A 21676-nucleotide genomic window follows, 5' to 3' on the forward strand; every position below is an offset into this window, starting at 1 on the left:
TAAATTTATACTGGGTTATCTATATCTATAAAGCTCACATCAAAACCATGTTCTTTAGCGAGTAATTCACCAAGGGCTTTAATTCCGTAACGCTCGGTTGCATGATGCCCTGCTGCAAAAAAGTCTATATTTTGCTCTCGCGAGCTGTGAATAGTTTGCTCTGAGGCTTCACCCGTTAGGTATGCATCAATCCCCTGCTCTGCAGCTAAATCGATATAACCTTGCCCGCCTCCTGTACACAGGGCAATGGTGTTAATTTTTTCATCGCGTACAACACTACTTAAAGGTTCGCGGTTTAAAACTTTGGCTATTTTATTTGCAAACTCGCTACCTGTAAGCGGAGTTTTTAACCGTCCTTTCATAGCAACGCTATTAGTAACGGGTTCAAGCCCTGTTTCTAATTCAATATCAAGCAAATTAGCAAGCTGGGCGTTGTTACCTATAACAGGGTGAATATCAAGCGGTAAATGATAGGCAAATAAATTAATATCGTGCGCTAACAAAGCCCCAATACGGCGTTTTTTCATGCCCGTAATAGGTTGCGATTCACCTTTCCAAAAATAACCATGGTGAACCAAAACAGCATCGGCTTTTTTTTCTATCGCTGCATCAATGAGTGCTTGGCTTGCAGTCACCCCCGTAACAATCGTTCTGATTTCATTTTTACCTTCGACTTGCAGCCCGTTAGGACAAAAATCTTTAATTGTGTGAGGCTTTAAAATGTCGTTTAACAGTTGGTTAAATTCTCTACGTTGCATACTTATTACCTTACTCAGCACTGAATTTTGTGCAAATTTTGGCGTTTATGGGGCTAAAATGGAAGGAAAATCGCAAAAAATTGAAAAACAGTTGGAAAATAGGTATAAATACGGCTTCTTTATCTGTGTTCACAACGTATAGGGTCTCTGATGAGCAAACTAGACAAAACAGAAGTTTTATCTGCCTTTGAAGCTGCATATGAAGCTGCCAATGGTAAAAAACCTGAAATTACTACAAAACCTGGCTGGTACAGCATCGATGGTGGCAAAAACTTACGCCTAGCTGATGTAGCAGAGCTAACGAAAGAATTAAGCTCTGGAAAATCGCCTGCACAAGCTGAGCAAAAAGCGCCTGCGAAAAAAACTAAAACTAAAGCTGCTGCGCCTGTTAAAGCACAAAAAACAGCGCCGTTTACTGTTGTAACACAAAGCGAAGACGGCTACACAGCTGAAGAGCTTTGGATTGTTGAGCTTGCAAGTAAAGATCACGACTGTCGCTTACCGCGCGGTGTTGTTTAAACAACATGTGATTAATAAAAAAGCCGCGTTAAGCGGTTTTTTTGTGCCTGTTTATCACCTTCTATCAGTTCGCTTTATTAAATAATTTATTTTTAGCTAAAAAAAAGCGGCTAATAGCCGCTTTTTAAACGTGTATTACAATTATAGCTTTTCAAAATAAAGTGGTTTTCGCTGCTTTTTACCCACTTCGTTCATTGTGCTTGCATCAAATAAACGCCCATTGATCATGGTGTAATCGACCTTATCTGAATCGCGAATATTTTTCAGCGGATCGCCATCAATAACAATTAAATCGGCAAGCTTACCTACTTCTAGCGAGCCTATATTTTTATCAAGCCCCAAGTATTTAGCAGGGTCAAGCGTAGAGGCTCTAATTGCTTCAAGTGAACTCATACCGCCTTGAGCAAACATCCACATTTCCCAATGTGCACCTAAGCCCTCGCGTTGTCCGTGAGCACCTAAATTTACCAGTACACCTAAATCTTGCAGCTCTTTAGCAACGCGGGCGTTATTAAAGTGGTTATAGTGATGATCGGGCGCTTTTACTCGGCGCATAGCACGTGGCAATAGCTGATTTTTAGGCACAAACTTACTTAAACGCGGGTGATTCCACACATCTGTTTTATCGTACCAGTAGTTTTCTCCCCAAATTCCGCCATAGGCGACAACAAGCGTTGGGGTATAACCAACATCACTTTGCGACCATAATTGTTTTATATCATCGTAAATATGCTCAACCGGAATCGAGTGTTCAATGCCCGTATGCCCATCAACAACCATACTTAAGTTATGTTGTAGCAGTGAGCCGCCCTCTGGCACAACCATCATCTCAAGCTCTCGCCCTGCTTCAATAACTTGTTGGCGCTGCTCACGGCGTGGCTGGTTATACGATTTAACACTAAACGCCCCAACCTTTTTAAGACGCTCTAAATGAAATTTAGCATCATCTAGCGAATCAATATGCGAGGTGTAACCAGGCATATTTGCTCCATATAAAATGGTGCCGGTAGAAAAAATACGTGGCCCGACAATCATGCCGGCTTTTTGCATTTCACTGGCGGTAAATATTTCAGAGGTATCGTTTGATGGATCATGAATTGTTGTGACACCTAACGCTAAACCGGCATAGTTTTTCCAGTTTTGCTGAGGAATAATTTCATCGCTGGCTTGTGAGCCATGGGCATGCGCATCAACAATCCCTGGCATAATTGTTTTACCTGCTACATCGATAATTTCAGCCCCTTTGGGGATCGTTACCTCATCAGCAGTACCTATTGCTTTTATGCGTTTACCGTCTGTGATAATGACACCATTTTCAATGACTTGCTCACCCTTCATGGTAATAATGTTGGCGCCCTTTAGCGCAATCATGCCCTTTGGTGCAGCCATTTTTTTACTAAAGCTAATATTCTCACCGCTTTTTACTTTAAAGTCGGCATCATCGGCTTTATCAATAGCAAACATACCATCAAGGCTTGCATGGTATAGCTCGGGCCCTAAGCTCCAGTAGAGAGTGTTACTTTGAGCACTCCAACTTATATTTTCACCCGCACGCACAGATAACTGCTCAATAGGAAACTGGTTATCTTTAGGGCTTATTGTGATAGGTGAGCCGCTTTCTACCAGCGGGGTAACAAATACTTTAAAACGCTCAGCAAACGCTAAGTATTTACCATCTGGTGAGACTCGAAATTCAGTCGCATGCTCTGATTCGTAAAGTTTACGAACGTTTTTAGTTTCAAGCTCCACAACACTTAAGGTAGGCTTAGGCCAAGGGCTCATGATAAATACACGGTCATTGGCGCTACCAAACTGAGGTTGATAACCACTTTTAGAAATAAGCTCGCTCTCTCCCCCTTTTGCGCTTACTTTATAAATACCTGGGTTGAGTGACCACTTAGGATTTAAAATACTTCCGCCGGTGGCTTTACGATAAACGATTGTTTTGCCGTCAGGACTAAAAGTAGGCTCAACGTATTTACCCGGCTCGCGGGTTATCGCCTCGCCGCGCCCGCTACGAGCAGAGACAACACGTACAGTGCCTTGCTTAGTATCACTCCAGGTGGTGTAAACAATCTTTTTACCATCGCGGGAGTACTGCGGGAACAGCTCATAATGATCAGTTTGTTTGGTTAAGCGCTTAATTTTACCAGAGTCTAAATCGCGTTTATAAATATAACCTAATGCTTCAAAAATCGCAGTTTCACCATCGGGGCTAACCTGCACGTTGCGCAACATTTTTACATCAAACTCATCGGTATCTAAATTTTGAGTAAAGCGTACCGCGGTTTGTATTTTTTTACTGGTGTTTACTTTAAAGGGAACACGCGCAACAGCTTTATCATCAACAGCAATTTTATGTATTGAACCTGAAGCCCAAAACACCAGTTCTTCGTTATCTGGGGTCCACGCAATTGTCGGATACACACCATGAATAGCCCAGGTTTCTTGCATATCGCGTTCAAGCTTGTCATAAAGCTTGGTGTGCTCACCACTGGTTAGGTCGTATAAGTACAAGCTTGTTTGAAAGTCATCACGTCTTATATAGGCAAGCTTTTTACCATCAGGTGAAGGTGTGGGTCTTATCGCACCGCCCATGCCTTGTATTATGGTTTCTATTTCGCCTGTTTCTCTATCGTAGCGCTTAATTTTATAAATACCGGCAACAGAATCTTTAGAGTAGTGAAAAGTTTTACCTGGCGTCGCGTCATGAGAAAAATAAACATAGCGCCCATCTGGTGAGAACATTGGCTCACCTAAGTCTTTTTGGTCGTTCTCACGTTTAGTAAGCTGAACACCTTTACCACCCGCTTTGTGATAGAGCCACACTTCTCCAGCCCCTAGTGAGCGACTAGCGGTAAAGTGTTTGCGTGCGACAAGGTAATCGCCATCAGGGCTCCATGCGGGGCTGTTTAAAAGTCTAAAGGTTTCGTTAGTCACAGCGTGTTGATTGCTACCATCAACATCCATAACCCAAATATTATCACCACCGCCTTGATCTGAGGTAAACGCAATGTGTTTACCATCAGGGCTAAAGCGAGGCTGCATTTGCCAAGCAATATCTGAGGTGAGTTTAGTTGCTTCACCTCCGCTTATAGGCATAGTGTAAATGTCGCCAAGTAAATCAAACACCAGCGTGTTGCCATCAGGACTAACATCAATGTTCATCCATGTGCCTTGCTCTGTGCTAATGGTGGCATCTACAAACTCGCCTTTTGGTGAGTCTACCTGCCACTTTTCTTGCTCTTCGTTTGCGTGCGGCTGACCTATTGCAAGGGCGACTGATAAAGCCAGTGCAGTGTGAAGCATTTTTTTCATGCATTTCTCGCTTGTTATTATTGCAGTTAAGCTCTCTAACACGATTGCAACAAAAACAGCGCTAACTTGCCAGCGTTATCAGACCAAGTACCAAAAATTAATGCCAAACTATGGGGTCAAATTGGTAGTAATCCACCAGCATTCTATAAATTTCAGGGTCGTGTTGCCTAAGCTGCGCTGGCTTTTCTAAAAAGGTCTCTGTGAGTACTGCAAAAAACTCAGCCTCATTGGTGGCCCCATAACTATGAATAACGTGAGGCATGTTATAAGCAACATGACTTTTTAACTGCACAAAGGCACGGCTAAACACTCGGGCCCACTCTTTATAAGCATTAGGGGTTTTTAATAATGGAGTGCCAGTGGTTTTTCCGGTTTCTTGGTCTAACTGGTGGGCAAATTCATGAAACACTAAATTATGGCCATCACTTGGTAAACGGTTGCCTTCAAGTACATCGTGCCAACTTAGCACTAACGTGCCACCAGGCCATGACTCACCTAAGCGTACCGCGTTGTGGTAACTAACCAGCCCAGCACTATCTCGTGTAGATTGCGGCGCATAATACGCACTGGGATAGAGTAAAATTTCTTTTACGTTTTTATAAAGTGGCCAAGGTTTATTAAGCACTAACACACAGGCATCGGCAGCAACTATCAGCTTCATGGCGGGAGTTAGCTTTAGTCCGTCTCGGCCTAAAAAGCGCTTTTCATTTAAAAACCATATTATGTGGCGCTCAAGCTTGACTCTGTCGATATCCGTCATCTTTTTATAGATAGGCATGCAACGAAGGAGTATTTCTTTTTGTTGAGAGTTTAAAACCGCGTTTTTATATTTTTTATTCCAAAGCCAGTTTTGTAGTGCCTGCCAGCGCCAATAAATTACAACAAAAATAGCCAAAGCAAAAATGAGTAGCCCGTTTATCATGGGGACATCCAAAATAAGTTAGTCTCTTATTAATATGTGCACATGCACTCATTTTCAATCAGATAATTTCTGTGCAATTTCGTCCGCTATTTTTAGCTTTGTACAATGCTTGATCTGCCCGCGATAAAAGGCGATCGTAATCACCGACGTTGGTTGAGTCAGACAAGCCAAAACTGGCTGTTACACTTAACCCCTCACCCATGGCCGAAAAGTCATGCTGTGCAATGCTCTCGCGCAGTGCTTCGCATATGATTTTTGCTTCGCCGGCGGTTTTATCTGCAAAAACAATTGTAAACTCTTCACCGCCCCAGCGTGCTATATGCTGGTTTTCTTGGCAGCCATTTTTAAGCAGCTCTGCAATAGTACAAATCACTTTGTCGCCAATAATATGCGACCAGTTATCGTTAATCCGCTTAAAGTGATCAATATCCAGTATAGCTATGGCTAACGGCCGGTTTTGCTGTTTGTAAGTGGCAAAGTTATGGGCAAGCCAGCTATCAAAAGCACGCCTGTTAGGCATGTCAGTAAGTTGGTCGTGCGTTGCTTGGTACGCAAACGCATTGGCTTGCGTTTGTAGGTCTTGGGTTTGTTTTTCTACGCGATTAGTCAACTCTATTTCTATTTTTTTGTAGTGATATAAACGGTATTTGTATATAGCAAAAATAACCATTAAAAATAATACAAATACTGCAAACTTAAATTGCGGTTTTTGCCAAAAAAATGACTGAATTACAATATTTACAGCTTGCTGATTATCTTGCCACTGTGCGTTAGGGTAACTTGCTCGTACCATAAAGGTATATTCCCCAGGCGGTAAGTTAGTGTACTCAGCACCGGTCATATGTTGGCGATTAACCCATTTATCGTTAAAGCCCTTTAATTGGGTTTGAAAATTTAATCGCTGCGGCATAATAAAGCTCAGCCCTGCATAATGAAACGATAAACGAGAAACCCCCGGAGGCAAAAATACCGACTCCCCTTCAAGCGGAAGCGCAATAGGCTTACCATCTACAAAAATATTTTCAATAATGGTCGGCAGCGCAATTTGCGTTGATGCTTGTAAGCGCGCTGGTTTTACGGTACTCACCCCCTTTGCGGTTGCAAACCAAATACTCCCATCGTTATGCGTTACAGCCGAAGGGGTTGAACCTCCGTTGGCCTGCGCACTTAACATCCCATCGCCTTCATCATACAGTTGATAGTTAAGCACGGGTGCTTTAGCGCTCGCGGGAGCGTCGAGGATTTGTTGTATATGATTTTTATCGATTTGAATAATTCCGCGATTGCTCGAGAGCCAAAATGAGCCATTGTGCGGCACCACTTGAAATAGTTTATCGATAGGTAAACCTTGCTCTAAGCCAAGCATGGCCATTTTTCCGCTTGTTAGCTCATAGCGTACTAAGCCTCTATCTGTGGCCATCCATGTATAGGTCTCATCAATATAAAACCCAAACGCATATTGCGCAGAAAACTCACGAGGGAATTCAACCGTTGTAAATTGCTCTCTAACAATATCAAATACCACTACCCCATTGCCGGTGCCTACCCAAATATTGCCTGCGTTATCTTCACTAAGTGCAAGTACAAACCCACTTGGTAAGTCTTTTTTATTTGTAAATTGATTTAAGCTGCCATCTTCATTGATACGCGTAAGCCCCATAGCAGAGCCTATCCACAAACGGTTTTTAGAATCAAATAATAAAGCCCTTACTTCGTTACTTCCAAGGCCAGTGCTACGATTAATAAACGGCGTAAAGGTATTATTAACTATTTTTAAAACACCTGAGGTATACGTACCTGCCCACACACTACCATCGGGTGCTTCGTGTAAACTGAGCACAGAATAAGGGCTGCTTTGTTTAGAGCCTGAAACCAAGGTAGCGCGATTATTTTTTATTATATTTAAGCCAGAGCTTCCCCCCACCCATAAACTGCCATCGGAGTGAGAAAGCACTGTGCGGGTATAATCCCCCGCTAAACCTCTTTTTTGGGTCCACGATGAAAACGGCGACTCACGCAGGCGAAACAATCCGGCGTTTGTGCCAATCCAAATACTGTTTTCTCTATCTTGTAACAAAGATAAAATACGGTTGGCGGGTAATCCGTTATTGGCATCTAACTGCTCTACGCCATCGGGCGATAACCTAAACACCCCTTTATTAATTGTGCCAAACCATAAGTCTCCATGGTTATCCTCTAATAAGCTAGAAATAGATTCATTGATAAGCTTTTCATGTATTGGCTGAAACTGCGCCTTGGTTTTGATCCACGCGCCTTTTTCGCTTCCCACAATAAGCGAGCCACCACGGGTAATTAATAAGTTATATACAGGTGCATTTGGTAAACCAAAGTGTGGCGTCATTAAGGTCGGTATTTTGTTGTGTATTTTATAAAGGCCTGCACTAGTTGCTGCCCAAATAACCCCATCGTGATCTTCTATAACCCGATAAGCACTTACATTTTTAATAATTGCAAGGTCGGTATCGCTGTTATGTTCACGATAAAACACGCCGTCGTTTTCAAGGGCTAACCATAAGCTTTGATCAGCACTTTCAATTAAATGATTAACCATGGTTGATGCTGAGCGCTTGGTATCCCACTGCCTATGTTGATATAAGCTAATTCCTCCGCGCGACCCCGCTATGTATAACCCACCACTATTTGTGGGAGTGAGTGCTCTTAAACCCGAGTCGGGTAAGTTATTAATATGAGCTCGGGTTAATATTGTAAACTCTTGGCCATTAAAACGTGCCAAACCTTCCCATGTAGCAACCCATAAGTAGCCATCTTGGGTTTGCGTAACGCTATTAATACTGTTGTGGGGCAATCCAGAGCGGGTATTCCATGTTTCAGAAAAATAATCACTTAACGGTAAACGGGTTTGCTCTTGGGCTTCACATAAAAACATGACGAAAAAAGAACATATAATGCTTAATTGTCTCATCATCAACTGCCTTAGTTATTCTTTTACTTGTGTGTAAGCGTTTTATCGTTATTTAAAAGGAGTAGGAAAGAATTTACTTGGCACTGAGCACACCAAAATTGTGCGCTCCAACAAAGCGTTAAAATCCCTATACGCATTGGGTGAATACACTAGGGTTTGTTTAAGCGCTAAAAGCGCATTATTTAAAACTAAACAATAGCGTAAACAACTAATAATACGTGCTAAAAAGCACCTTAAATAAGTCGCTAAAACTTAATGTCGTAAACGTATCAGCTAATCGTTACAAATTAACTTATATCGCCTATCTAACTAAAAATACTACCATAGCAAATAAATACATTGCATTAACTAAATTCAATTAATCTTTACAAAAGTCGTCAATATTGTTTTGTAATACGTTTATAAACGCTGCGACGTGTAAACCGTCCATTAGCGAATGATGCACATCAATCGAAAACGGCATTAGGCCCGTGCTTTTATCGTATTGACCAAACACAAATTTAGGAATACCTAAGCTTTTCCCTTCACTAAAGGCATGCGAAAAACTACTAAAGTTCAGCCAAGGTAAAACCGATATATGTATCAAATCGGCCTGCCCTTCGGTTTGATTAAACGCCTGAGAAAATAAAGGTTGAGATTTAGCATTGGCACTTATCGCTGTGGCGTGCTGAGCAAATTCTTCAAGGCAAGGCGAATAATTAAAGTAACTAAATATAAACGAATCATCACTAGCAAGCTCTACCACACTGGCTCTTACTTGCTTTAATCGCCATGGACGGTCATTAATAATTCTTAGCATAATCGGGTTATAAGCGTGGCAAGCTTTTAATGTGGCATGCACATATGCTTGAAAAAAAGACAGTTTATTTTGTTTACAATATTCAAATAAAGGCTTGGCGTTAAGTGTTACGCACACATTAAAATATGGCTGGGTAAAGTTTTTAAATAATTCGAAGTGTTGTTGGCGAGGCCATGTATCAAGGTCGATGGGCTCCATTAAGGCATTTATATCAGTCATAATATCCATAAGCTTGTCGTTAACGATTAGGCCGGATTGCCATAAGGGTCTTGGCCACAAAAATTACCACGCCACAGAGTATAAACAAAAAAGGCGTACCACTGTACGCCTTAGTTTAAATAAACGGGTAAATTTACAGGCCGTTTTGAATTATCTCTTGCGCTAACTCATCGGCAATCAAGTGCGTTGATTTTTGCTCTTTTTCACTACGGGTGAATATTTCGGTTAAGGTATCAAAAATACCTTCAACATGTTTATTAGACGCCGCCTCACTGTAGCCTTGTGGCGCAGTTTCGTAATACACATTAATAATGCCACCAGCGTTAATAACGTAATCGGGTGCATACAAAATACCTTTTGCACGAAGTACTTCACCGTGACGAGACTGCGCTAGCTGATTATTAGCACACCCAGCAATAATGGTTGCCTTAATACGTGCAATGGTTTCATCATTAATGGTGGCACCTAATGCACAAGGTGCGTATACATCAACATCAAGGTCGTAAATTTCATCAATACCCACCGCCGTAGCACCAAAGTCATTTACTACCCGCTTTACAGCATCTTGATTGATATCTGTTACAAATAATTTTGCACCAGCTTGCGCTAAATGCTTACATAAACCATAGGCGACTGCACCTAAACCTTGTACAGCCACTTTAATGCCCGCAAAATCTTGATGTCCGCGTTGGTGCTGTAATGCCGCTTTAATTCCTAAAAACGTACCGTAAGCTGTAAAAGGTGACGGATTACCGCTTTTTCCTTCCAAGCCCAGCACATAATTTGTTTCTTTATTCATTAATGCAACGTCATCACATGTAATGTTTACATCTTCGGCAGAATAGTAACGGCCATTTAATCGCTCTAATTGACGACCAAAAGCTCGAAATAACTGCTCTGATTTAATCTCTTTTGCATTGCCAATAATAACCGATTTACCACCACCAAACGGTAGGCGAGCAACCGCATTTTTATAGGTCATCCCTTTAGAGAGACGTAAAACATCGTAAACGGCATCTTCATCGTTGGCATAGTCCCACATTCTACAACCACCAACAGCAGGGCCAAGGTTAGTATTATGTACGGCAATAATTGCTTTTAAACCTGACGCTTCGTCAGAACAAAAAACCACTTGTTCGTGGTTATCAAATTCAGCTTGATTAAACACAGCCACTGTAATTACTCCAAAATAGTTTACCCGTGAGAGGGATGAGCGCTGGAAATTGACGAAACTTTACCACTTCATTTTTAAGGGTGCCACATAATGAGAAGTTAAACCCGTAAAAAGCGAGCCTTGTGAATTAATAAATCTAAATAGCAATAAAATATGGATATAAAATTCAACAAAAGGCACATAAATTAAATTTAAAGCTAACAACACCGTTAAAAAGCGCTTTCACATTTACGTGAACGTAAAGGTAATGCCAAGTGTAAACCTTGTATTACACAGCTCCCCTCCCAGCAAAGTCGCACAGTGTATAGGTTTATGAAGAAAAAAGCAGATTTACTGTAACTGGTCTGAGGTGTTTATTTGAAGGGGCAATTTGCGCTTTTTTAATATTTCATAAAACAAATACAAAAAAAGCGAGCCTAAGCTCGCTTTGTAATTAGATTACGTAAACCTTTATTTAAGCTTGCCGTCTAGCTCTTCAATTTTAGCTTTCCAAATTGCAGGGCCTTGCGTGTGTGCGTTAGCACCTTCGCTGTCTACAGCAACCGTAACTGGCATATCTTCTACTTCAAATTCGTAGATTGCTTCCATACCTAAATCTTCAAAGGCAACCACGCGTGCTTTTTTAATTGCTTTAGATACTAAGTATGCCGCACCACCTACCGCCATTAAATAAACCGATTTATGCTCTTTAATCGACTCAACTGTAGCAGGACCACGCTCAGCTTTACCTATCATGCCTACAATGCCGGTTTTTTCTAGCATCATATCGGTAAATTTATCCATACGTGTTGCGGTAGTAGGGCCTGCAGGGCCTACGGCTTCATCACCTACAGCATCAACTGGGCCAACGTAATAAATAAACTTATTATCAAAATCAACGCCCTCAGGTAAACCTTCACCTGAATTGATCATATCTTGTAAGCGTTTATGGGCAGCATCTCGGCCTGTTAAAATAGTGCCTGAGAGTAAAACAGTTTCTCCCATTTTCCACTCGCGGGTGTCTTCTTTAGTTAACGTATCTAAATTAACACGGCGAGTTCCTTCACCTACTTCAAACGTCACTTCTGGCCAGTCTTCTAGTTTAGGTGCTTTTAAATCTGCAGGGCCTGAGCCGTCTAGTGTAAAGTGTACGTGGCGCGTAGCAGCACAGTTAGGGATCATCACAACAGGTTTTGATGCCGCATGCGTAGGCGCTGTTTTTACTTTAATATCAACAACCGTTGTTAAACCACCTAAACCTTGCGCGCCAATACCTAGTTCGTTAGCACGTTCAAAAATTTCTAAACGCAGTTTTTCTTCCGTTGTTTCTGCACCGCGCTCCATTAATTCATGAATATCAACCGGGTCCATTAACGACTCTTTTGCCATTACCGCTGCTTTTTCGGCGGTTCCACCAATGCCTATACCTAGCATGCCTGGCGGGCACCAACCAGCGCCCATTGTTGGTAGCGTTTTTTCTACCCATGCAGCCACATCGTCAGATGGGTTTAGCATAACCATTTTGCTTTTGTTTTCTGAGCCGCCGCCTTTCGCTGCAACCATTACTTCTACTTCGCCACCCGCCACTAAATCGATGTGCACAACTGAAGGGGTATTATCTTTAGTGTTTTTACGTGTGCCAGCAGGGTCAGCTACAATAGAAGCGCGTAGTGGGTTATCTGGATTTAAATATGCGCGACGTGTGCCTTCATCAACCATTTGTTGTACGGTTAAATCTGTTTTATCCCACTTAACATCCATCCCTACTTTTACAAAACAGGTAATAATACCCGTGTCTTGACACAATGGACGCTTGCCTTCAGCCGACATACGCGAGTTAATTAAAATTTGCGCGATTGCATCTTTTGCAGCCTTGCTTTGTTCTTTGTTGTAGGCTTTTTCTAACGCTTGAACAAAATCAAGGGGATGATAAAAAGAGATATATTGCAACGCATCTTCAATGCTATCAATAAAGTCTTGCTGACGGATTGTACTCATAGTGGTTCCTTAAGTTAGCGTTACGCTTAAGCGTAATCTATACCAAACCGGTGACGGTGGTTTGCACTGTTTTAATTACAACGTAGATTTGATACTAAACGCTGCCAAAAAAATTTGACTTATGATACCCTCCCAGCCCGTTTCGAGCCAGTTCTTAAAGGGGCAGTAAATGCTAAACAATGAAAAAAATTGTGTAAAATTAGCCATAACACAAAACTGCATTGATGTTTTCGCGCATTTTGCGCATTTACCCTATGCCGTATTACTAGACTCAGCCAATAGCGAGCACATAAATAGTCGCTTTGATATTATTGCGATAGAGCCTCACGCTATTTTAGAAGTAAACAACAATCAAAGCGTATTTAATCAGCAGCTTGACTCGCGTAGCCCCTTTACAATAATGAACGATGAACTAAGTAAACTTAGCGCGCAAAAAGCCGCTAATAACCTGCCTTTTAACGGCGGCTGGCTTGGTTATTTTGGTTACGATTTAGGTCGTATTATTGAGCACATGCCACGCACGGCAAAACACGATATAACAATGCCACAAATGGCCATTGGCCTTTATTTAGATGCGCTGATATTTGATAAACACCAGCAAAGCTGGTTTTACGTTTCTCAGCCTAACGTGAACCGTTTAGCGCTTTACCAGCAATTTTTAGCAAACGATGTAGCGCCTGCACAGTTTTCGCTCACCAGCGATTGGCGCTCAAATATGAGTGAACATGAATACGCTGATAAATTTGCGCAAATACAAGATTATTTAAAAAGTGGTGATTGCTATCAAATCAACCTAGCACAGCGCTTTAGTGCCGGTTTTAAAGGCGACCCTTTCCAAGCCTACAAAGTATTGCGTGAGGCTAATAAAGCGCCATTTTCTAGCTTTATTAATCACCCACGTGGCGCCATTTTATCAATATCGCCAGAGCGCTTTATTGCAGTTCACGACAATATAGTTGAAACAAAACCTATCAAAGGCACTTTGCCACGCATGGCAGATGCAATCGCCGACCAACAGCAAGCCAGAGCCCTTGAAAACTCAACCAAAGACCGCGCAGAAAACGTAATGATTGTTGATTTACTGCGTAACGATTTAGGTAAGGTTGCAAAACCTGGCTCTGTAAAGGTGCCCTCACTTTTTGCTATTGAGAGCTTTCCGGCAGTGCATCACTTAGTGAGTACCGTAACGGCAGAACTGGATGAGAGCAAAACGTGTGTTGATCAACTTGAAGCAGCATTCCCCGGAGGGTCAATCACTGGCGCGCCTAAGATTAGAGCTATGGAGATAATTGAAGAGCTAGAGCCTCATAGGCGTAGTATTTACTGTGGCTCTATAGGGTATTTAAGCGCCTGCGGTAATATGGACACCAGTATTACAATCCGTACATTGGTTTGTCATAACGAACACATTTATTGCTGGGCCGGTGGTGGTATTGTCGCTGATTCTAAAGTCGAATTGGAATACCAAGAAACATACGATAAAGTGAATAAAATACTTCCTTTATTAAAACAGTAGAACGCTTTGAATAGTGAACATATTATGGCGCGGTTTCAGCTAAGCCCTACTGCCGCGCCAAATCAAATAAAAGATACCCGTAAAAAGCGTGCCAGTGCGGTTATGCTGCCTATTATTGATGTTGATAACCACGCGCATATTTTATTGTGCAAACGCCCTACTTATTTACATCATCACCCTGGGGAAATTTGTTTACCCGGCGGTAAGTTTGAGCAAAGCGATAAACACCTGCGCACCACAGCGCTTCGAGAATTACACGAAGAGCTTAATATAGCGCCAAGTAATGTTAAAGTGCTCGGGCAGCTGCCACAATACTCTACCCTAACTGGCTTTAGCATTAGCCCATTTGTGGGTTTACTTGATGAACACACAGTATGGGAGAACGATTATAATGAAGTGCAAGCTAGCTTTTTACTGTCGCTTACCCAGCTTTCAAACGAGGCCAATTGGCAACCCATTCCTTTTCAACGTTTTGGCAAAACCATCACCTTGCAAGGGTTTAGTACACCGCACGGATTACTGTGGGGAGCAACGGCTAGCATTATAAAAAACTTTACAAAACAGCTTGCCCTACCAGTGTAAAACTTACGGCCAAATAGTTACATAATATAGAATTAACGTTATGATACTCGACCGTTCAAAGAACAGCTTTCGGGCTGAGTAAATAAAGTAGAGACCCATAGTATGATCAGTGCATTTGATATGTTTAGCATTGGTATTGGCCCATCGTCGTCACATACCGTTGGCCCAATGCGTGCCTCGCGCTTATTTGTTAATGACCTACAAGAGCAACAACTTTTAACCTCTGTTACCGATATAAAGGTAGAGCTTTATGGCTCACTGGGTCAAACCGGCGTAGGCCATGGCTCTGGTAAAGCCGTTATATTAGGGCTTGCCGGCTACGACCCAGAAACAATAGATGCCGATTTAGTTGACGATATCCTTGCCACCATTGAAAAAGAGCAAGTGATATACCTCAACCAAACCCATAAAGCGAACTTTCCTAAGCAAGGGGCTATTGTTTTTCATCGCCGCAAAACCTTACCTAAGCACTCTAATGCAATGGAAATTATTGCCTCAAATAATGGCGAAAAAGTATATAGCAAAGTGTACTACTCTATTGGCGGCGGCTTTATTGTTACCGATGAAGAATTTGAAAACGAAAAACAAGCAGCCCTTGATATACGCGAGCAAAACCCGGCTCCTTACCCGTTCGAAAGTGCAAAAGATTTACTAGAGCTGTGTAAAGAATCAGGCTTTAGTGTATCTACTTTAATGATGCATAACGAAAAAACGCTGCGCAAAGAAGACGATATTAAAGACGAGCTGTTTAATATTTGGCAAGTAATGAAAGCCTGTATTGAACGTGGCATGCGCACCGAGGGAATTTTACCAGGTGGTTTAAAAGTTAAACGCCGTGCACCTAGTTTGTATTTAAAGCTAAATGTAGAAGTGAGTAATGACCCACTCAGAGCAATGGATTGGGTAGATTTATTTGCCTTGGCTGTAAATGAAGAAAATGCCGCAGGTGGGCGCGTAGTCACGGCGCCAACAAATGGTGCTGCGGGTATATTGCCGGCCGTTTTAATGTACTACCACACATTTATTAAAGAAGTGGACCGCGACATAGCTACACGCTATTTATTAACCGCAGCGGCTATTGGTATTTTATACAAAAAAAATGCCTCTATTTCGGGCGCAGAAGTAGGCTGCCAAGGTGAAGTAGGTGTTGCCTGTTCAATGGCAGCTGGCGCACTCACCGAAATTGTTGGTGGTAATGTAGTACATGTTGAAAACGCCGCCGAAATAGGCATGGAGCATAATTTAGGCCTAACCTGCGACCCTGTAGGCGGATTGGTACAAGTACCGTGTATTGAGCGCAATGCCATGGGCGCCATTAAAGCAATTAATGCCTCTCGCCTAGCAATACGTGGCAGTGGCGAGCAAAAGGTGTCGCTTGATAAAGTGATTAAAACCATGCTCGATACCGGTAACGACATGAAAACCAAATATAAAGAAACCGCACGCGGTGGATTAGCGGTAAACATTATTGAATGTTAAGCGTATAAAAACAAAAAACCGCGTATTTTAGCAATACGCGGTTTTTTAGTATTTGTATACTTAAAGTCTTACTATTTTACTGGCAGTTCTATGTCGGCAAATAACGCATCAACATCTTCTTGATTACGTAATAAGCTTGCTCGCTCTACTCGCTCTTTAGTTAAATGCGGGGCAAAACGCTCAATAAAGTCATACATATAAGTACGTAAAAAACTGCCCTTTCTAAAGCCAATTTTAGTTGTGCTAGCTTCAAATAAATGGCTGGCATCAATACACACTAAATCTGTGTCACTTAATTGATCAACGGCCATTGAGGCAACTACACCTACACCTAGCCCTAACCTTACATAAGTTTTAATTACATCGGCATCGGTTGCAGTAAACACAATGTGCGGCTCAAGACCGTGCGCATTAAATGCTTTATCAAGCTCAGAGCGACCAGTAAACCCAAATACATACGTAATAAGCGGATACTGCGCTATATCAGCAACGGTTAAATTGTCGGCCTTTTGTGCTAGAGGATGATCTTTTGCCACCACAATGCTGCGGTTCCAATGATAGCAAGGCAGCATAACTAAATCTGAGTATAAATGAAGTGCTTCAGTTGCAATGGCAAAGTCTGCGTCACCGCGCGCTGCCGCATCAGAAATCTGTTGTGGTGTACCTTGATGCATATGCAGCGAAACAGCTGGGTATTTTTTCATAAAGCCCTGAATAACACTAGGCAAAGCATAACGAGCTTGCGTGTGTGTAGTGGCTATATTTAGTTTACCCTGATCAGGCAGCGTGTGCTCATTAGCAACCGCTTTTATACCTTCGACTTTAGATAAAATTTCGCGAGAAATGTTAATTATTTCTTCGCCGGCACCTGTAACATGCGTTAAATGCTTACCACTGCGGCCAAAAATTTGTACACCTAGCTCATCTTCAAGCATGCGCACTTGTTTAGATATACCAGGCTGTGAGGTAAATAAACTCTCAGCAGTTGCTGATACGTTTAGCTTATGGTTTTGAACTTCTACGATGTATCTAAGTTGTTGTAATTTCATGGTTGCAGTTTTTAACGTTATTATTAAGCTTATATGATGGTAATACTAAGCAAAACCAAGTTTAATTTAGTTAAAACTTGGCAAAGTAAGCACGTATATTTTCATTATTTAAGCATTAAGGCTAGCATAATAAACCCGCTGCAGATAGCGATGTTTATTCAGGTTCAACTTATAATACATTATTCTTATATCTAATTTTTAACATATTTTTAAGTTAATCAGCGCAAAGCTACCCTCAAAGCATATATTTGATGTAATATAAAAAAATAGATTATGAATCCGAGAATTAAGCCATGATCGTTTCGATTATAATTGTGCTTATAGTGGCACTGATAGTGATTGCACTGTGGGTAAGCGCTGTACAGCAGCATAAAGAAAAGCAAGAAATTGAACGTCGCAAAGAATTAACAAAACAAAAAGCGATAATTGAAGAAACAGAAGAAGCACTTATGAATAGCGCTAATATTCCGCTTTCTGAAAACATTATACGCGTTTTACAACGTAGATGTTACGAAGCACTTAACGCTATGGTGAACCATTCACCTAATTCTAAAGCATTAAAAAGCAGAATGAACGAAGCTAAAGAAAAGCTAAGTGGTGCAGTACAAGGTAATAGCAGCGACAATTTATCGTTACCAAGTAACGATAAGCAGTTAGTCTCGTTAATTCAGGGCATAAAAAAGCTTAGAGTTATTATGCGCTCTGAGCACAGTAAAGGCCGTGTAGATAGCCAAGTATTTGCAGCAGAAGATAAACGCCTTGAAAAGTTACAACTTAGAATTAATATAGAAAGCCAAATTAAACGCGGTTTATCTGCTCGTTCAGCGAGCATGGTGGGCTCTGCTAGGCAATATTTTGAAAAAGCCTATGCCACACTTAGTGCCGTTACCTATTCTGATGAATACGTAAACGCAAAACGCCAAGAAGTTGAAGCCTATTTAGAAGAAATAAGCACCGAACTAAAAGCATCAAATGCCACTGCCCTGAAGAAAAAAGCAGAAGCAGAGCAAGATGACTTAGACGTACTATTTGCACCTAAAAAGAAATGGTAATTTTAAATACCCAAAAGAAAGCCCATACATAATGTATGGGCTTTTTTGTATCTGTTAAGCTTTTACCAATGGGTAAATACTAACGTATTTTGAGGCACTACCTAGCGCTAACTACGTTATAAACGCTCATTTACCACAACATAGATACGCAAGGTATAACAATGCAGTGGCAATGAGTGATAGCCACTAAATAATAAATGTTTACCCACCCTCAAGCTAAAACTCTAACTAAAAGAATGGGTATTAACTATTACGATAGAAATGCAAACTTGATAATAAATAACGCTGTTAAAATCCACACGCTAATACTAACCTGATCGCGTTTACCACACAGTACTTTAACCGCAGTATACGATATAAAACCAAGAGCAATACCATGCGCAATAGAGAATGTAAGCGGCGTCATAAGTAGTACCACACTTACCGGAATTGCATCGCTCATGTCATCCCAGTTTACAAACTTAAGGTTTTGCAGCATTAATACCGCAACGTATAAAATAGCACCCGCTGTTGCATAAGCCGGCACCATTTGCGCAAGTGGCGCAAAAAACATCATTAGTAAAAAGCATATACCCACAACAACAGCTGTTAAGCCAGTACGCCCACCAACCGATACACCGGCTACAGACTCAATATAAGAAGTAGTGGTAGAAGTACCTAACATTGCACCCGCAATAGTAGCTGTACTATCTGCACTTAAAGCACGCCCTAAACGTGGCATATTGCCTTTTTCATCGGCTAAGCCTGCTTTTTGAGTTACCGCAACTAACGTGCCTGATGTATCAAATAAATCAACAAACAAAAACGCAAAGATTACACTCAGCATAGAAAGCTCAAAGGCCGCTGCAAAATCAAGTTGCATGAAGGTAGGTAAAATAGACGGTGGCATTGACATTACGCCGTGGTACTCAACTAAGTCGAGGCTTAACGCAATGCCCGTTACTAGCAAAATGCTAATAAGTACGCCGCTTTTTATATCACGATAAAGCAAAGCAGCAATGACAAAAAAGCTTAAAATAGCTAATAAAGGACCTGCCGAAGTAATATCGCCAAGCTGTACTAATGTAGCTGGGCTTGAAACAATAATGCCTGCATTTTTAAGCGCAATTAACGCTAAAAACGCACCAATACCAGTGGCAATAGCCTGCTTTAAAACCAAAGGAATAGCATTAATTATCCACTCTCTGACCTTAAACAAACTTAATATTAAAAATATACAACCAGACATAAATACCGCACCTAATGCAGCTTGCCAGCTATAACCCATGCCCAGTACAACACCGTAAGTAAAAAATGCGTTTAAACCCATGCCCGGCGCAAGTGCTAAAGGGTAATTAGCCCACAATCCCATAATAAAACAGCCAATAGCAGCCGCAATACAGGTAGCAACAAATGCAGCACCTTGATCCATGCCTGCTTCCGCAAGCATTGCAGGGTTTACAAATACAATGTAAACCATAGTAATGAAAGTAGTGATTCCAGCAATGCTTTCGCGTCGCACATTGGAGTTATTTTCGCGGAGTTTAAATAGAGCTTCGAGCATAATAGACTTGTGATAGTAAAAAGTGACGTGATTTTACCATAAAATTAAGTATAAACAGGACATTTTACCTTGCGATATACTAAACTGTTGACGTAGAAACTATAAAAAAGAAAATATATGAATAAGACTCAGCCTAGCGGACAAGACTTAGAGCAGCAATTAAACAATATTTTAGATTTTGTAACACAGCCTACAAACCACAGCGCTGAAAACAATAGTGATGTAAGTGAGCAAACAACACTTAACAAAGCACTGTATTATTTAAAGCATAACCAAGCACCGTTGGCAGCTAAGTGGATGCGCCTCGCCGCAATGGCCGGAAATCATCGCGCCCAGTTTTATTTAGGGTTATTTTTTGTCAAAGGCCAAGGCGTACCAAAAAGCGTATTTCACGCAGCAGCATGGTTAAGTTTAGCCAGCAGCCAAGGCTATGAACCGGCAACCGCTGCTTTAGATGATTTAAGAAAATATATCGACACCAAACGTCTTAAAGACGCTCAGTGCTATGCAGCTAGTTTGTATGAGCAAATCCACCAAATTCAGTTTGCCCACTTAATCCCAAAAAATGACTAACTACTGTATAGCTAACAGCTAAGCACTGTAAAACACACTGAAATAACTGTATAGCCATCCCTTAAGTACTGTATAGCGCTGCTACACTTTATACAGTACTGCAAACACCCTCAGCTTTCACCTACACGCCTTAAATTTTAACCGTTTGTTTTTAAAGTGTTATTTTTATTCTTTATTTTTTAAAACAATTAATTGTATAAAAAATAACAAAAAACGCTTGCACACAACAACTGTATAAACTACTGTATACACATACTGTATATAAAACCAGTGAGTGAGACCTATGCTACAGCCAATTACCGTAAGAACCGTTAAAAGCTACCAACAACATAATGAAAGTGAGTCGGTAAACTTAATAAAAGTAGAAGATGAAATTTCTGCTACGTTTGAAATGCTAAAAGTGTTGCACCAATACAATAGCTCTAACGCGTGGACCTTACTGATTGCGCCCGACCATGTGCCTAGTAAAGCCTTGCTAGATAGCTGCTCTATAGATACCAGTAAACTGCTTGTAATAAGACAAAAGCATTTAGTAAATTTAGAGTATGTGCTTAATTCAGCACTTCATAATGGTAACTTTGCAGCCATTATTACGTGGACAGATATAGTAAGTGAACAGCAGCTTGTTAATTTATCGCTTAATTTAGACAAAAGAAGCGCTAAGCTATTTTGCTTTACTAAAAAAACCAGTACTACAGCAATATCACTTACTCAATAAGCTTGGTAAAATACATTTTTAATTTATGTTAATTAGTATTTTATGAGTGTAACCAGTACTAGCGCTTGCTTATGCAACAGTCAGCTTAATTATGGCGACTGTTGCCAGCCTTATCATCTTGATATAAAAACCCCAGCCACACCTGAGCAACTAATGCGTTCGCGCTTTAGTGCTTATGCATTAAAAAATGCATCTTATGTATTTAAAACTTACGCCAAAGAAAAACAAGCACAAAACCCAGTAAATGAAATTGCTGACTTTGCTAATAGCTGCCGCTTTGTAAAATTAGTTGTGCGCGATACGCAGCAAAGTGATGAGCGAGGTTATGTTGCCTTTAACGCGTATTATTTTTACCAAAACTTATATTGTGAGTTGGATGAGAAATCAGACTTTATAAAAGAGGACGGTGAATGGCGTTATTTAGAGGGAATTATTAATCCGGTCGCCGATATAAAAGTTGCCAGAAACGACCCCTGCCCATGTGCAAGCGGTAAAAAATATAAAAAGTGTCACAGTGTATAAAATAAGCTAAAC

General features: G+C 41.1%; 17 protein-coding genes. 8 read left to right on the forward strand and 9 right to left on the reverse strand.

Annotated elements, in window-relative coordinates; all coding sequences use genetic code 11:
• Window positions 1–5: 5 nt before the first annotated feature.
• Complete coding sequence (locus PSH50_RS02075; protein ID WP_024033355.1) at window positions 6–758, reverse strand: Nif3-like dinuclear metal center hexameric protein; 753 nt, start codon at window positions 756–758, stop codon at window positions 6–8.
• 150 nt (window positions 759–908) lie between these two features.
• Here PSH50_RS02075 and PSH50_RS02080 point away from each other — a divergent pair, with 150 nt between their 5' ends.
• Window positions 909–1277, forward strand: coding sequence for a hypothetical protein (locus PSH50_RS02080; protein ID WP_004588144.1), 369 nt, complete (start codon window positions 909–911; stop codon window positions 1275–1277).
• Window positions 1278–1418: 141 nt separating this feature from the next.
• Here PSH50_RS02080 and PSH50_RS02085 read toward each other — a convergent pair whose 3' ends face one another.
• From PSH50_RS02085 to PSH50_RS02110, 6 genes are all read right to left on the reverse strand, one after another.
• Entirely contained in the window at window positions 1419–4595 is a 3177-nt protein-coding gene (locus PSH50_RS02085) for an amidohydrolase family protein (protein WP_273586771.1), read from the reverse strand.
• A 97-nt stretch (window positions 4596–4692) separates the two neighbouring features.
• A complete protein-coding gene (locus PSH50_RS02090) occupies window positions 4693–5517 on the reverse strand; it encodes a M90 family metallopeptidase (protein ID WP_273586770.1) in 825 nt (274 codons plus the stop codon).
• 58 nt (window positions 5518–5575) lie between these two features.
• Window positions 5576–8464, reverse strand: coding sequence for a two-component regulator propeller domain-containing protein (locus tag PSH50_RS02095; protein ID WP_337938810.1), 2889 nt, complete (start codon window positions 8462–8464; stop codon window positions 5576–5578).
• Between the two features lie 355 nt (window positions 8465–8819).
• A complete protein-coding gene (locus tag PSH50_RS02100; RefSeq protein ID WP_273586866.1) occupies window positions 8820–9458 on the reverse strand; it encodes a chloramphenicol acetyltransferase in 639 nt (212 codons plus the stop codon).
• A gap of 154 nt (window positions 9459–9612) precedes the next feature.
• Window positions 9613–10653: a Glu/Leu/Phe/Val dehydrogenase gene (locus PSH50_RS02105; protein WP_273586769.1), complete on the reverse strand. Its 1041-nt coding sequence runs from the start codon at window positions 10651–10653 to the stop codon at window positions 9613–9615.
• Between the two features lie 450 nt (window positions 10654–11103).
• Complete coding sequence (locus PSH50_RS02110) at window positions 11104–12630, reverse strand: fumarate hydratase (RefSeq protein WP_273586768.1); 1527 nt, start codon at window positions 12628–12630, stop codon at window positions 11104–11106.
• 169 nt (window positions 12631–12799) lie between these two features.
• Here PSH50_RS02110 and pabB point away from each other — a divergent pair, with 169 nt between their 5' ends.
• The 3 genes from pabB (at window position 12800) to PSH50_RS02125 (ending at window position 16207) form a co-directional block, all read left to right on the forward strand.
• Entirely contained in the window at window positions 12800–14146 is a 1347-nt protein-coding gene (gene pabB / locus PSH50_RS02115) for an aminodeoxychorismate synthase component I (RefSeq protein WP_273586767.1), read from the forward strand.
• 6 nt (window positions 14147–14152) lie between these two features.
• Window positions 14153–14728: a CoA pyrophosphatase gene (locus tag PSH50_RS02120; protein WP_039972509.1), complete on the forward strand. Its 576-nt coding sequence runs from the start codon at window positions 14153–14155 to the stop codon at window positions 14726–14728.
• 102 nt (window positions 14729–14830) lie between these two features.
• Window positions 14831–16207, forward strand: coding sequence for an L-serine ammonia-lyase (locus tag PSH50_RS02125; RefSeq protein ID WP_004589403.1), 1377 nt, complete (start codon window positions 14831–14833; stop codon window positions 16205–16207).
• 71 nt (window positions 16208–16278) lie between these two features.
• On the opposite strand, the gene cysB is transcribed toward PSH50_RS02125, so the two are convergent.
• Complete coding sequence (cysB, locus tag PSH50_RS02130; RefSeq protein ID WP_024032357.1) at window positions 16279–17256, reverse strand: HTH-type transcriptional regulator CysB; 978 nt, start codon at window positions 17254–17256, stop codon at window positions 16279–16281.
• A 293-nt stretch (window positions 17257–17549) separates the two neighbouring features.
• Here cysB and PSH50_RS02135 point away from each other — a divergent pair, with 293 nt between their 5' ends.
• Window positions 17550–18308 (forward strand): hypothetical protein, encoded by a 759-nt coding sequence (locus PSH50_RS02135; RefSeq protein WP_024032356.1) that lies wholly within the window; start codon window positions 17550–17552, stop codon window positions 18306–18308.
• A gap of 250 nt (window positions 18309–18558) precedes the next feature.
• Here PSH50_RS02135 and PSH50_RS02140 read toward each other — a convergent pair whose 3' ends face one another.
• A complete protein-coding gene (locus tag PSH50_RS02140; protein ID WP_004589400.1) occupies window positions 18559–19851 on the reverse strand; it encodes an NCS2 family permease in 1293 nt (430 codons plus the stop codon).
• Window positions 19852–19968: 117 nt separating this feature from the next.
• On the opposite strand from PSH50_RS02140, the gene PSH50_RS02145 reads away from it, so the two are divergent.
• From PSH50_RS02145 to PSH50_RS02155, 3 genes are all read left to right on the forward strand, one after another.
• On the forward strand, window positions 19969–20424 hold the full coding sequence (locus tag PSH50_RS02145) for a tetratricopeptide repeat protein (protein WP_055254982.1): 456 nt from the start codon (window positions 19969–19971) through the stop codon (window positions 20422–20424).
• 283 nt (window positions 20425–20707) lie between these two features.
• Window positions 20708–21142: a SulA-like leucine-rich domain-containing protein gene (locus PSH50_RS02150; protein ID WP_121637664.1), complete on the forward strand. Its 435-nt coding sequence runs from the start codon at window positions 20708–20710 to the stop codon at window positions 21140–21142.
• A gap of 42 nt (window positions 21143–21184) precedes the next feature.
• Window positions 21185–21664, forward strand: coding sequence for a YchJ family protein (locus PSH50_RS02155; RefSeq protein WP_029774254.1), 480 nt, complete (start codon window positions 21185–21187; stop codon window positions 21662–21664).
• Window positions 21665–21676 lie beyond the last annotated feature (12 nt).

Source organism: Pseudoalteromonas sp. Angola-7, assembly GCF_028599255.1.
Taxonomy (GTDB): domain Bacteria; phylum Pseudomonadota; class Gammaproteobacteria; order Enterobacterales; family Alteromonadaceae; genus Pseudoalteromonas; species Pseudoalteromonas atlantica.

Bases quoted from the DNA above. Each gene is read 5' to 3' on its own strand.
- PSH50_RS02110 (WP_273586768.1), bottom strand. From the start codon at position 12,630: ATGAGTACAATCCGTCAGCAAGACTTTATTGATAGCATTGAAGATGCG.
- pabB (WP_273586767.1), top strand. From the start codon at position 12,800: ATGCTAAACAATGAAAAAAATTGTGTAAAATTAGCCATAACACAAAAC.
- PSH50_RS02090 (WP_273586770.1), bottom strand. From the start codon at position 5,517: ATGATAAACGGGCTACTCATTTTTGCTTTGGCTATTTTTGTTGTAATT.
- PSH50_RS02145 (WP_055254982.1), top strand. From the start codon at position 19,969: ATGAATAAGACTCAGCCTAGCGGACAAGACTTAGAGCAGCAATTAAAC.
- PSH50_RS02095 (WP_337938810.1), bottom strand. From the start codon at position 8,464: ATGATGAGACAATTAAGCATTATATGTTCTTTTTTCGTCATGTTTTTA.
- PSH50_RS02075 (WP_024033355.1), bottom strand. From the start codon at position 758: ATGCAACGTAGAGAATTTAACCAACTGTTAAACGACATTTTAAAGCCT.
- PSH50_RS02135 (WP_024032356.1), top strand. From the start codon at position 17,550: ATGATCGTTTCGATTATAATTGTGCTTATAGTGGCACTGATAGTGATT.
- cysB (WP_024032357.1), bottom strand. From the start codon at position 17,256: ATGAAATTACAACAACTTAGATACATCGTAGAAGTTCAAAACCATAAG.
- PSH50_RS02100 (WP_273586866.1), bottom strand. From the start codon at position 9,458: ATGGAGCCCATCGACCTTGATACATGGCCTCGCCAACAACACTTCGAA.
- PSH50_RS02125 (WP_004589403.1), top strand. From the start codon at position 14,831: ATGATCAGTGCATTTGATATGTTTAGCATTGGTATTGGCCCATCGTCG.
- PSH50_RS02150 (WP_121637664.1), top strand. From the start codon at position 20,708: ATGCTACAGCCAATTACCGTAAGAACCGTTAAAAGCTACCAACAACAT.
- PSH50_RS02155 (WP_029774254.1), top strand. From the start codon at position 21,185: ATGAGTGTAACCAGTACTAGCGCTTGCTTATGCAACAGTCAGCTTAAT.
- PSH50_RS02085 (WP_273586771.1), bottom strand. From the start codon at position 4,595: ATGAAAAAAATGCTTCACACTGCACTGGCTTTATCAGTCGCCCTTGCA.
- PSH50_RS02080 (WP_004588144.1), top strand. From the start codon at position 909: ATGAGCAAACTAGACAAAACAGAAGTTTTATCTGCCTTTGAAGCTGCA.
- PSH50_RS02140 (WP_004589400.1), bottom strand. From the start codon at position 19,851: ATGCTCGAAGCTCTATTTAAACTCCGCGAAAATAACTCCAATGTGCGA.